This window comes from Bradyrhizobium nanningense (assembly GCF_004114535.1).
Classification (GTDB): domain Bacteria; phylum Pseudomonadota; class Alphaproteobacteria; order Rhizobiales; family Xanthobacteraceae; genus Bradyrhizobium; species Bradyrhizobium nanningense.
The window spans coordinates 53,718-66,576 of sequence record NZ_LBJC01000002.1; the positions used below are offsets into that span (position 1 = coordinate 53,718).

11 protein-coding genes are annotated in these 12,859 nt (G+C 59.1%); all 11 read right to left on the minus strand.

Going from position 1 to position 12,859, the window contains the following annotated elements:
- Window position 1: 1 nt before the first annotated feature.
- On the minus strand, window positions 2–2,257 hold the full coding sequence (gene hypF / locus XH84_RS00300) for a carbamoyltransferase HypF (protein WP_128947975.1): 2,256 nt from the start codon (window positions 2,255–2,257) through the stop codon (window positions 2–4).
- Window positions 2,254–3,195 carry a hydrogenase nickel incorporation protein HypB gene (gene hypB / locus XH84_RS00305; protein WP_128947976.1) on the minus strand — a complete coding sequence of 314 codons (942 nt, stop codon included), beginning with the start codon at window positions 3,193–3,195 and terminating at the stop codon, window positions 2,254–2,256. The genes hypF and hypB overlap by 4 nt, the downstream gene beginning before the upstream one ends.
- Window positions 3,195–3,536 (minus strand): hydrogenase maturation nickel metallochaperone HypA, encoded by a 342-nt coding sequence (hypA, locus tag XH84_RS00310; RefSeq protein ID WP_128947977.1) that lies wholly within the window; start codon window positions 3,534–3,536, stop codon window positions 3,195–3,197. Before hypA ends, hypB begins: the two co-directional genes overlap by 1 nt.
- The gene (locus tag XH84_RS39465; RefSeq protein ID WP_164937320.1) at window positions 3,529–4,623 is read right to left on the minus strand and encodes a hypothetical protein; all 1,095 of its coding nucleotides are present in this window, start codon (window positions 4,621–4,623) and stop codon (window positions 3,529–3,531) included. Before XH84_RS39465 ends, hypA begins: the two co-directional genes overlap by 8 nt.
- A gap of 91 nt (window positions 4,624–4,714) precedes the next feature.
- A complete protein-coding gene (locus XH84_RS00325) occupies window positions 4,715–5,572 on the minus strand; it encodes a hydrogenase expression/formation protein (protein ID WP_430641863.1) in 858 nt (285 codons plus the stop codon).
- 608 nt (window positions 5,573–6,180) lie between these two features.
- Complete coding sequence (locus tag XH84_RS00335; RefSeq protein WP_128947980.1) at window positions 6,181–6,471, minus strand: HypC/HybG/HupF family hydrogenase formation chaperone; 291 nt, start codon at window positions 6,469–6,471, stop codon at window positions 6,181–6,183.
- 16 nt (window positions 6,472–6,487) lie between these two features.
- Complete coding sequence (locus tag XH84_RS00340) at window positions 6,488–7,072, minus strand: HyaD/HybD family hydrogenase maturation endopeptidase (RefSeq protein ID WP_128947981.1); 585 nt, start codon at window positions 7,070–7,072, stop codon at window positions 6,488–6,490.
- A 34-nt stretch (window positions 7,073–7,106) separates the two neighbouring features.
- Window positions 7,107–7,799: a Ni/Fe-hydrogenase, b-type cytochrome subunit gene (gene cybH, locus XH84_RS00345; protein WP_164937321.1), complete on the minus strand. Its 693-nt coding sequence runs from the start codon at window positions 7,797–7,799 to the stop codon at window positions 7,107–7,109.
- Between the two features lie 4 nt (window positions 7,800–7,803).
- A complete protein-coding gene (locus XH84_RS00350) occupies window positions 7,804–9,594 on the minus strand; it encodes a nickel-dependent hydrogenase large subunit (RefSeq protein ID WP_128947982.1) in 1,791 nt (596 codons plus the stop codon).
- 13 nt (window positions 9,595–9,607) lie between these two features.
- A complete protein-coding gene (locus tag XH84_RS00355) occupies window positions 9,608–10,708 on the minus strand; it encodes a hydrogenase small subunit (protein ID WP_128948005.1) in 1,101 nt (366 codons plus the stop codon).
- Between the two features lie 819 nt (window positions 10,709–11,527).
- Entirely contained in the window at window positions 11,528–12,790 is a 1,263-nt protein-coding gene (locus tag XH84_RS00360) for a serine hydrolase domain-containing protein (protein ID WP_128947983.1), read from the minus strand.
- Window positions 12,791–12,859: the final 69 nt, after the last annotated feature.

Consider the following 12,859-nt stretch of genomic DNA (forward strand, 5'->3'; position numbering starts at 1 on the left):
ATCAGGCAGTTCCTCCCCTGGCGGGCGACTGTTGAGCCATCTGTAGAGCGGCAATCCAGGCCTGGCCAAGGCTCAAACCGCCATCATTGGGCGGCAGCCGCTGCGGCACCAGCGGGGTAAGACCGGCATCACTGCAACCGCGCGGGATTTTGTCCGCCAGCACCGCGTTCAGGAAGCAGCCGCCGCTCAGAACCACGGTATTAACGCCCGTTGTCCGCGCAGAGCGCGTGACCCAGTCAACGCAGGCGGCGGCGAAAGTGCCATGAAACAGCCCGGCTCCGCCGGCGACGTCAAAGTCATCAGCAATCAACCGCGAGAATAGCGGACCAAGCGACAGCACGCCGCCATCGATGGTCCAGCCGGCTTCCAGAATCGCAGTCTGCCGCACCAGCGCTTCGAGCTTCATCGCTGCTTCGCCGTCATAGCTCTGCAAATTCGCAATCCCCAGCAGCGCCGCTGCCGCATCGAACAACCGTCCCGCACTGGTCGTGGTGGTCCCGCCCGGCTGGTCGAGCAAGTCCGACAGCCCCCCGGCTTGGCCCTGCGCCGCAAAGCGCTGCCCGATTTCGTTACCCCGGCCGAGCCCGTGTAATACTGCGCTCGCCATGCGCCACGGCTCGCGGGCTGCACGATCTCCACCAGGCATCTGCAGAGGCGCTAAGTGCCCGATGCGTCGGGACCACGTCCCTTCGCACAACAATAGTTCGCCACCCCAGTTACCGCCCTCGGAGCCAAAGCCATGTCCATCGAGCACCAGGGCAAGCGCAGGTCCCGCATGGCCGTGCTCGGCGATCACTGCGGCAGCATGTGCGTGGTGATGCTGAACCGCGACCAGCGCGCGGGCATTTGCCTCCGCAAACCGGGTAGAAGCCATGTCGGGATGCAAATCATGGGCGACGGCGACGGGCTCCACGTCAAGGCTCGATGTGAGGTGTCGGATCGTCTTCTCAAACGCACGGATGCCTTCGGCTGTATTTAGATCGCCAATATGCTGAGAGACGAACGCTTGGTCGTCCCGCGTGATGGTGACGGTCGATTTCAGTGCCCCGCCGACGGCGAGCACGGGCGGGACGGACCTTGCAAGCCGTATCGGTTCGGGAACATAGCCGCGAGCACGGCGAACGAATTGGGCCCGGCCGGCCACCACTGAAACCACGGAATCATCAGCACGCGTCAAGATATCGCGATCATGGGACACGACCAGGTCGGCGACCCCCTTGAGTCGCCGCAGCGCCTGAGCGTTATCGGTCAGGAGCGGTTCGCCGCAGAGATTTGCACTGGTGACGACGATGACCGGGCCAGACCCCGCACGCGCCTGCGGCGAGCGAAACGCATGGAAGATGAGGTGATGCAGCGGCGCTACGGGCAGCATGACACCCACTCGTGATAAACCAGGAGCTATGGCGGGCGCCAGATTGTTGCGCGTTGGCAGGAGGACGATAGGACGTGCGATGGATTCGAGCAGCGTAAGCTCGGCCGCGTTCGCCTCCGCGATCTCGCTAACGCGCTCTTTCGACTCGACCATAACTGCGAGCGGCTTCTGAAGGCGGTGCTTTCTCCTGCGCAAACGCAGCACGGCCTCCTGATTACGTGCATCGCAAAGAAGCTGGTATCCGCCCAGCCCCTTTATCGCCACGATCTGTCCCGCCGTGATTGCCGCGACAATGGCGCTGATCCCATGGCTGAGCCGAGGACCGCATGCCGGACACGCGATCGCCTCCGCGTGAAACCTGCGGCTCGCCGGATCGGCATAGTCGGCCGCGCACGCGGCGCACAACCTAAAAGCCCTCATCACAGTGTTGCGACGGTCGTACGGTAGCCGCTCGGCGATAGTGTAGCGTGGCCCGCAATGGCAGCAGCTTATGAAGGGATAAAGGTAGTGCCGATCTTCCGGATCAAATAACTCGCTCACGCATTGCCGGCAAACGGCAGCGTCGGCGACGATCTGCGTCGACAGCTTGCCGACTTCGCTCGGACCGATGGAAAAGTCCTTCGCCGCGAGCGCCACAGTCTCCCGAACGCAGATTTGGTCGATGCGTGCCAATGGAGGCGCCTCGAGCGGTAACGTGGCAACAAACTCCGACGCACGGTGACCCTCGACCTCGATGATAACGCCCTCGGGGCCATTGATGACAAACCCGGCCAATCCGTACCGCATGGCGAGTCCATAAACGTAAGGACGAAAGCCGACCCCTTGCACTGCCCCGCTCACGCGCACGCGCAGCCGTGTTCGGTCGCGGGTGGCTGCGGCGTTCATAGCCTTGTGTCCTCTACGATGCGCCTCTGATCGCCCGCCTGCTTATCGATCCAGGCGTAGAGCGCGCCAAAGCCCTCTCCAGTACGAGCCGAAACGACAAGCACGTCGATCTTTGGATTGACGCGTCTGGCGTATTCGATGGTCTTTCCCAAATCGAATTCAAGCAGCGACGCCAGATCAATCTTGTTGATCACCATGAGGGACGAAGCGGCAAAAATATCAGGGTATTTGAGCGGCTTGTCTTCACCTTCCGTAATCGAAAACACTACGATCTTGCGGGCCTCGCCAAGATCGAAGGCAGCGGGACAGATCAGATTGCCGACGTTCTCAATGAAGAGAATACCGCCTGTGAGCGGCGGCAAGTGGCGATAAGCCTCGCCAATCATTGCAGCATCGAGATGGCAATTCTTGCCGGTATTGACTTGAACGGCTGGCACGCCGGTCGCCCGAATACGTTCGGCATCGTTCGAGGTCTGCTGGTCGCCTTCAATGACTCCGATCGGCCGCCTACGTTTCAGCTCGGACACGGCGCGGACCAGCAGTGTCGTTTTACCTGCTCCGGGACTGGACAAAAGATTAAAGACAAGCAGGTCGTCGGCAACGAAGAGCGCGCGGTTGACGGCCGCAATCCCATTATTCTTGCCCAGAATATCGCGCTCGATCTCAATGATCTGCTTTCTGCTCATGCCCCCGACCCTTAAACCAGCCGAGCCGGCGCCGCCGCTCGGAAGGGCCTGATGATGAGCCGACCAACGGCGGTTATAACTAACGCCACCGTCGTTTGAGAGCGGCGGCCTTTGGTCGGGCGGCGGAAGGACAGAATGGCTATCGCAATCGTCCTGCACATGGTCAGCGTATCGCTCATGGCTCTCCGCATCATTCGCCTCCAAGTGTTTGGTCGACGGCGTCCCTTCCGTGCAGCCGCAAACGGTACACATCAATCGATCTCCAGCTCTTTTACTCGCATCTGTTCGCCCGCAATCACCTGCAATCGATAGCTGCCGCAGCAAGGACAGCACTCACCGCGTCGTGAAATTTCGACACTTTTCGAACAGCTCATGCACCAGGCAACGCCTGGTAGTTCAACGATATTAAGAGCGGCGCCCTCGGCAACGGTTCGCGTTGCGGCGACAGCAAAGCAGAACCTGATCGCTTCCGGCGCGGCATGACTCAGCGCTCCCATCTCTAAACAGACGCTCCGCACCCGCGAAGAGGATCGCTCCCGTACCTTCTCCTCGACGATCTGAATGATCCCAAGACAAATCGCCATTTCATGCATCGCGAACTTCGCGAAAATTGAGGGTGAACCCGACGCATGGATCGAGCGATGCAATCAATGCGCGCACTTCATCACAGCGTCGTCGAGCCGTCAGCACCGCCCCGTGCAGGTTCCGTACAAGCGGTCCGCGCCGGTGGAAATTCCACTCCGTCGGCGCAAGGAATTCGAAGCGGGATATCCGGCCCTGAGCATCAAGCTCAACCGCGTGGTAGAGACGGCCCCTGGCGCATTCGACCGCGGCCGCTGCACGGCCGGGCCCTAGCTTATATCTTTCGATAATCCCATGCTCCGCGGCGTCAATCTGAGCGCCGTCCTCAAGCCAGGCACATAGCCGGACGATTTCAACAATTCTGGCCGTCAGCCGCTCGGCTGCACCGAAGGGTCTCAGCGACAGCCGATCCCGGGTCATTTGGCGCGCCCATGGACCCGTCTCGGGCACATGTCCTTCGAGATCGGGGCAGCAGCAAAACGTCGAGTCATCCCCGAGCAACCGCTTCGTGATGCTGAGGTCGTCAGCAGCGGACAGGAACGAGTGTCCCGTCGGAGCCGACTTCAGGCCGACCTCATTAAGCGCCGCAACGCGACGCGCCAGTGGGCTACCGGACCTGAGCGCGCCCCCCTCATTCGGTACGCCCAGCGCGCCCATCGCAGCGACAATCCGTGCTGTTGCTTCCCTTTGAGGGGAGCCCCAGGCTAGTTGTTCGGAGCGGACAAGCGCTGACAATTCCGACATCAGGGAGCCGATTGCCGCAGCACTGGCGACGTCTAGCGTAAGATGTCCGACAAACAGCCCCCGTACCAACTCCACGATGCGCTCGGTAACGATAAGCGCAATACGACGCTGTTTTGTTGCGAGGGTGATCACTTCGTCGCGCGCGGTTTCGATCGCGGATAACAGTGCGGTTTGCTGCGCAGCGGCACACAACGCGAAGAGCCGCGGCACGACATTGAGCAGCGACGAGGCCGGCTTTCCGGCGAATATCCGCGCCAGCGGCGGCCGGACTCGCGGCAGGACCTCGACCGAGGCGACTACGTCGGCAGCTAGCAATACGCGGACATGGATTTTGTTGCGGGCAGCGATGATCATGCGCAACGCTGCCCCATCATCGCGCGCAAGTTATGGCCCATGCGCACGCGCCGTCTACGGGATCCTACCTGATGCCAAATGCCCGAGCGCTTCATGTGAAGTACGCCTTAATGATTTCCTGCAAGCGTTCGGCAGAGTCTTGGAAATCCTCGTCGGCAGCCAACGCAACAATCGGCACGCCCCCAATCTCCAGCGTATCAAGGATGATGTTGTCCGTGGAATTGAAGAACTGCACGGACCAAACATTCCTAGTCCCGGTCGCCTGCACTCGGCAGGGGCCGTAGCCCCGCAACATGAGTTGGACCGGTCCGTTGCCCAAGCTTTGCTGCAGGAACGTCAAGTCGACCATGCTCATTGGTAGCAATGTGAGATTGATGATATGCGCATTCATGCCAAATCGCCACACGCTAGCCCGCTCGCGTATTTCGGCCAGCACCGGTTGAACGTTCATCGCGCCATGCGGCGGCGTGCCAATCACAAGATCGGCGGACGTCAGGTCAGTTGCGGCACGCCGGACAATCTGCGGAATCCCTCCGACCTCAACATATTCGTTTGCCGGTTCGGTCCCGATGCGCACGCGCCAGATTCCCGCAAGCACGGATTCACGGATTTGCGCCAAACAGCCATCGGGCAGCGCAACCACGCCGGTCACCTCGCCTTCTCCGAGCAATTCGTCGATCAGCTTGTGCTCGGCATCGCTGAGATATGCGAGATCGTACAATTGTGTCGGAGAACCGCTTCTCTGCCTCCCAACGGCAGCAGCGGCATTTGACAACAGCAAGGTGGCGTTCGGGTGCTTCCTTGCACGTTCGTCGCAATCGCGCCAGGCGCGCTTGACGAGCGCACTCGTCGCGGGGCGATAGAATACATCGAGACATCCAGATCTGGTGGTAACGTCGCTCGCCGCCCGGTCGGCGGCGCCGGATACAACGGGGATCGCTGTTTTCACGATGCGATGTTCCATTGTCTGTATCCACGGGCATTGCACTTGCCGACGCCGATGCTGCCGGCGTGTGCCCGAATGATCGGCCCGGAGATGCGATTGATCGTGAGCGAACGGACCGGTATCTTGCCGATTAGGCAGAGTATATCGTGCCTTTGGCATAGGCTCGGCGTCGACGGTCTACGCCGGCCGACTGGTGTGCCACTAGCCCCGCACGAGTGTATTGCACCTTGCATGCCTGGCCGAACAAATTCAGAAAGAAAGAATGCGAGCTGGATGATCCGGAGCATATGTAGGGGATCGGCCGCCGACAGCGGCATCACGGTCTCCTTCCCGGGAGCGTGCACGGCCAGGCGCGCATCGGCGCTGACGCCCTCCACGTCCGACTGAGTGGGTCGTGTCAGACCATGCTGCGCCGGCTGCAACTTCATCGCACTTCTTTCTGATAATGTTCGGTTCTGCTAGCAGGCGGTTAGCAAGGCGCATGCCAATCACCTTCAGCCGCGGCTCACATTCGAACCAACGGCATAGCGCCTGACATTATCCAGGCCGATGTTCCTGCGACTGGAATTCGGTCTGTGAAGAACCCCAGTCCGCGCAAGGGAGCGGAACCGTTAGCGTAGGTGCTCCGGCAATTGCGGCTCGTGACCGATCAAGTCCGCAAAGAAGCGATCGTAGTTCTGACCGTTGAGGCTGGCCTCAAGCCCGTCAAGTGCTTCGGAGATCTGCCTTGCTTCATTTTCGTCTAAGAGCCGCACTGCGCTGTCGATATGAACGAGCACCTTGGCGCCGACCGATACATCAGCGAGCAGCATGACGGAGATGCGCCGCTGTTCACTGCCATATTCGCACAGCGCGGTAATACCGTCCGTCTCGACAATCGTCATTGGCAAGCCAAGGCACATGGTCAGTCGCAGGCTTCTAGATCGGCTGCGCCCTCATTTCATAATTCGCATGGTCAATATTGTTCGCCAAGAGCCGTTCAGATGCAGCCAGCGGCGCGCTCCGCGGTCTTGCCGGCGAGTCCCACTGCTCTAGGAGTTCACAAGCGAGTTTGATCGCAGGGGCAATCTGAAGGCGCACCGGCGCGGTCAGCGGTCCGCCCCAATTCTCCAGATCCAACGGCTGGCAGCCGATAAGAGCGATCTCTCGCGGGCGGCGGCCAAGCAAATCGGCCGCGCTCAAGACCTCCTGGAAGCCGGTCTGATGCAGGCTCACTTTCTTGGCGCCCGTGAATTTTGGCACTTCGTCATCTCGTACAAGCTTCAACTGCCCGGGCAGCAATCCATAGTCGATAGCATCGAACACGATCAGGCAATCGGCCCGCTCAAGAAAACTGACGAGGTAGAGCCCCTGGGTGCCGCCATCGAGAACGGTGACGTTGTCAGCGACGGCGTAGAGGCGATGAAACTCCTCGACCGCACGCACACCAAATCCCTCATCGGCCCACAGGATGTTGCCAATGCCGAGCACCAGAATCCGCTTTTTGTCTTTCGGATTGAGCATCCGCTTCCCAGTCAATCGTCAAACCCGCGCTCACCTACTTCATAGAAGGGAAGTTGCGGCGCGACATGATGTCGTCCCGGAGCACCGCGTAGATGTGGACCAGCGCGAACATCACGATCACCCATAGGCCGAGATGATGCCAGGTGTGGACGTCCTGACTGTTCGGCCAGAGTGAAAACACCCAGCCGAACACCTTGTACTGCCAGCTGTCAGTACCAGCACCTTGCCCATAAAGTGCAAAGCCTGTGACGACCATGAATGTGATCGTCTGCGTAAACATGAAGAACATTGCGAGCTGAGCAAGGCGGTTGTGCCCGAGGCCCCTCTCAGGCTCAACCGTAAGGAAGGCATACCTGCGAATCTCGTGGTACAATTCCCGCCAAAAGCAGCCGCGCCAGAGCGGCACGCAAAAGATTTGTATGGCATTCGCGTTTCCCCTCAAAGCCCAGTAGATGCGCAGAAGAAAGCCGACGCTGAGCACATATCCCGCCGAGAAATGAGCGAAGCGGATATAGCCGAACAGGAAACTGCCGCTTGCCTTTCCCCACGTCGCTGGTGTCCCGGTTCCAATAAAATAGCCGGTTAAACTCAGCACCAGAATCGCAGCCGCATTAACCCAATGCCAGAGTCGCACCGGCGCATAAATGTAGGCGACGACGCCGCCCCTCCTGCGAGCGGTCGGTGCCGCATCGACGGCGGCAAGAAGCTTCTGAGCCCTGTCCTGCATGGACCTAACGAACTTTAACTGAAGCCATTTCTTGGCCCTCAGCACTCATCACGTGCGTCGAGCAAGCCAAGCACGGATCAAAGGAATGGATGGTGCGCAAGATCTCCAGAGGCCGCTGCGGATCGGCCATCGGGGTACCGATCAGGGAAGCTTCAAAAGCGCCAATATTGCCCTTCGAATCGCGAGGAGATGCGTTCCACGTCGTCGGCACGACACATTGATAATTGTCGATCTTACCGTCCTTGATCTTAATCCAGTGCCCGAGCGCACCGCGAGGCGCTTCAGTGAACCCGTAGCCTTTGGCTTCCTTGCGCCAGCTTTCCGGGCTCCACTTGCTGATATTGGCAGTTGCCGTATTGCCCGCCTTGATGTGGATTACGAGCTTATCCTGGAAATAGCGCATCTGATGGGCCGCCCACTGGCATTCGAGCGCCCGCGCCGCAGTACGGCCAAGCGTCGAGAACAGCGCAGTCAAAGGAAGATTGAGCTCCTTGAGCAGTCTCTCGGCTGGCTCCTTGAACTCGGCTTTGCCTTGCGCATAACCGACGATGTATCGGGCCAACGGCCCGACCTCCACGGCACGGCCGCGCCAGCGCGGCGCTTTGATCCAGGAATATTTGCCGCCCTCGTCGAGTTCCTTAATATCTGTCTTGCTGCCTTTGAGTTTTGGCCCAAGTTCAAAACTCGGCTCGGTAATACCATCCCAGGGATGCAGTCCACAGCAATCGCTGGGGTATTTATACCATGAATGCTCGACGAACTCCTGGATCTGTTCGGGGTCACCATGGTCGATCGGCAGTATCTCCTTGAGATTGCCATCAAGAATGACCCCGCGCGGCAGCTTAAAACTCTGGGCGGAACAGTCATTGGCCTTTTCCGGGATGTCGCCATAGGACATCACGCTTTTGCTCGAAAGACCACCGCCGTGGAGCCAGTCCCTATAGAACGAGCAGATCGCGGTAACGTCGGGCAGGTAGACCTGCTCGACAAACTCGATCGAGCGGTCGACGATGGAGGACACAATGTTCAGTCGCTCCATGTTGATCGCGCCCACCGCACCGATTCCCTCGATGTTGATCGCGCACGGCACGCCGCCCACGAGCCAGTTTGGATGCGGGTTCTTGCCACCATAAAGAGCTTGGATCTTGACGATCTCCTTCTGAAAGTCGAGCGCTTCCAGATAATGAGCGACCGCCATCAGGTTCGCTTCCGGTGGCAGCTTGTAGGCCGGATGCCCCCAATAGCCATTCTTGAACGGACCGAGCTGCCCTGATCCGAAGAACTTGGTGAGCCGGATTTGCAAATCCCTAAAATAGCCAGGGGATGACAGCGGCCAAGGCGAGATAGACTGCGCCAGTGTAGAGGTCGAGTGGGGATCGGCCTTAAGCGCGGAGACCACGTCGACCCAATCTAACGCATGGAGGTGATAGAAATGTACGAGGTGATCATGCACGAGCAGGCACAGCTGCATGATGTTGCGGATCGAATTGGCATTCTCCGGAATCGCAATTCCTAGTGCATTTTCAACTGCGCGCACGGAGGTGAGCGCATGGGTGCCGGTGCAGACCCCGCAAATCCGCTCGGTGAACGCCCAGGCGTCGCGCGGATCGCGCCCGCGCAGGATGACTTCGATGCCACGCCACATCGTCCCGCTTGAGACCGCATTGCGGATCACATTCTCGGAATCGAGATTGGCTTCGATGCGGAGGTGGCCTTCGATGCGCGTCAGCGGATCGATAACGATTCGCCTGCCGGAACGATCGAGATTAAACCCATTCGGCGTCTGGACGGCCACTGTCGTCCCCTCCTCAACTCGGTTTGCCTTTGTCGGCTGGGCGATCCGGCCGATGGGTCAACCGCTTCACGGCGGTGACCGCCGCGTGGGCAGCGACGGTTAGCCCCACCACGCCGGCAGCGGCCATGCCGATCTCGTCGGCGTTCTCCTCAATGCCGAACTGCCTGATGGTTGTGAGTCGGTCGTAAAATGGCCCTTTATCCCAGAAGCTGTCTTCGGAGCAGCCGAGGCAGCCGTGGCCGGATTGAATCGGAAATGAAACGCCGCCGTTCCATCGAAGTGCCGAACAGGCGTTGTAGGTGGTTGGCCCCTTGCAGCCCATCTTGTACAGGCAATAGCCCTTGCGTGCATTGGTGTCGTCCCACTCTTCGACGAATTGGCCTGCGTCGAAATGGGACCGCCGATAGCACTTATCGTGAATGCGCTCGGAATAAAACATACTTGGGCGCCCTTGGCGGTCAAGCTCGGGAAGCTTTCCGAACGTGGTGATGAAAGTCACGAGGCCACTCATGACCTCTGCGACAGGAGGGCATCCAGGCACCTTGATGATCTGCCTATTGGTGACCACCTTATCGATCGGCACCGCGCCAGTCGGATTTGGCTTGGCCGCTTGCACGCATCCCCAGGACGCACACGTGCCCCAAGCGATGATAGCCATAGCCTCTTCCGCCATCGACGTGAGCTTTTCAACGAACGGCTTGCCGCCGTCGATGCAAAACATGCCACCTTCGTTCAACGGGGGATTGCCTTCAACGGCGAGCACATACCCGCCTTTGTACTTGGCACGGGTTTCCTCCAGGATGGCCTCAGCCTGGTGTCCTGCCGCCGCCATGATCATATGATCATAATCGAGCGAAATCATCGACAGCAGCGCGTCTTTGATCAGGGGATGGGCCGAGCGGATAAAGCTTTCCGAGCAACAGGTACACTCGAGCCCGTGCAGCCAGATGACGGGCACACGCGGTTTGGTTTCCAGGGCGTGCGCAATTCTGCTTGCGGTGAGCGGACCAAGCCCCAAGCTCGCGGCCGTCAAACTGCAGAATTTGTGGAAACTACGACGCGTGATACCCTGGCGTCTGATCACGCTGTAGAACGTTTCCCTTCCGTCACCCATGAAACCGTCCATGCGAATTGTCGCCAGCCGTTACGGATTGGTGACGTTCAGCAAGAAACAGGCCAGCGAAGCGAAACACTTGAAAGATACCAAGCCGGCACTTCGAGGTCTGCGGATTGTCGAACCCGAGTAGCGTGCCAGAAGCTGGACCATTGATCTGTCACGCTCATGGCGCCCAGTTTTTGAAAGTCTATGTGAGCACTTCAACAAATCAGCACTATGGTTCACCCATGCAGGGGACTACGCTCCTGCACAACCGCGACACTCGTCATGCCGATCGTTGAATAGAACTGGTTCAGTTGTCGGGCACCGCACCCCCCGCCTCAATCAGACTTGCCGATTACTGACAAGCATGCGGTGAAGCGCTCACAGTCGCAACTATGCAGGCAGCCCGTACCAAAGCGGCTGTCGAGCGAGGAAGAGAACCCGCAATGGGCTGAGCTGTGGTGCGCACGCTGACTCGCTTTTTAGGTCTGCTTCGATCCGATCTGCCCTTGGTTTCAAAGCGGCTCGTCGCGCGGCTTTTCTACGGCGTCGTGGGCGGCGACAGAACGGAGTTTATAGCTATCGCCTCGGAGCCTTCATCGCGCAAGCCAATCGTTAGCAACGTGCGACGTCGTTGGCGCATCGCGACACCCACCTTGCTTGAAGGAGATTCTTCGCAATGGCGGAGGCGATTGCGTTTTTGAAGCATGCTGCGATTCGTCTGACGCCGATAGAAAACGGCGGCGCCTACTTTCAGTCGGCATCGATCCGTCCTAGCAATACTGTCCGCCTACTACACCAAACGGCTCATCGCGCCTTTGGGCGGAAAGCGAATTATCGGATTATCGCAGCATAGACGATATACTGGACTTGTTCGCGGTAATACTTCCGGATTTCTCCGGGCGCCGCCGTCCCGACCACCGCGACCAGACGCTCTTTTGGGTCGCAGAAAAATTGTGTCCCGTAGGCGCCAGTCCATGTGAACTCACCTGGATTGCCCGGAACCGCCGAGAGTCCCTCGTTGATGCGTACAGCCACTCCAAGCCCGAAGCCGAAGCCGGCACGGTGCGCCTCCACATTGGCAACCTTATTCTTGATCCCTGGTCCGAGGTGATCGGAAATCATGTGACGCACCGTCCTCGGGCCAAGAATGCGCTGGCCATTGAGCTCCCCGCCGTTCAGGAGCATTTGTCCAAAGCGCACGTAGTCACCGACTGTCGCAAATGCGCAGGCTCCCCCGCAGTCAAACTTCGTCGGAGTTTCGAGGAGCTCGATCTCTTGTGGTTTTCCCGTCAGCGGGTCGTCTGGAAATGGATGCGCCAGGCGCTTGCGTTGCGATTCCGACAAATGGAAAGTGGCATCTTGCATTTCGATTGGCTTCCACAAGTTGCTGGCAAGATAGTCGCCCAATCGCTGTCCGCTGACTTGTTCCACGACAGCTCCCAGCACATCGGTCGAGAAGCCGTATTCGAATTCTGTCCCCGGTTGATGCGCTAGCGGCAGCTTGGTAATGGCTTCGATGAAAGCCTGCTTATCACCCCTTAGTGCCGGAGCAGCGAAATCGGGATAGAGACGCGCCACTTGGTCTGAGCTGTTGGGGGGCGCGCCATAGGTGAGCCCGGATGTGTGGCGGTAAAGATCGTGGATCAAGATCGGAGAATTCTGCGTTTGAAATTTCAGTGAACCGTCATGCTGTGGCACTCCCACCTTCATGCCTGCGAATTCCGGATAGTAATCCGTAAGTCTGGCCTGTAGAGGCAGGCGACCTTGTTCCATGAGGATAAGACCCGCAACGGCCACCATCGGCTTGGTCATAGAAGCAAGCGCGAATATCGCGTCGAGCCGCATCGACCTTCCTTTTGCCGGATCGAGTTGTCCGTACGCCTTGTAGTGAATCAGCTTTCCGTCTCTGGCGATTGCAACCACCGCGCCCGGCACGCGTTTACTCGCGATCTCCCGAGCGAAGAACTGGTCTAGCTTTGCAAGGCGCTGCTGAGAAACGCCGACGTCATCGGCCTTCGCTTCGGGCAGTGGCGCGGACTGCACTGAATTGAAGCCGATTGTGGCTGCCGCTGCGACCATAACAAGGTTGTTCATTGTAGCCTCGAAAGGACGGATGGATCCGGTTTGTAATACTGCGGCTCGGCCGCTGTCGGATATGTGTGG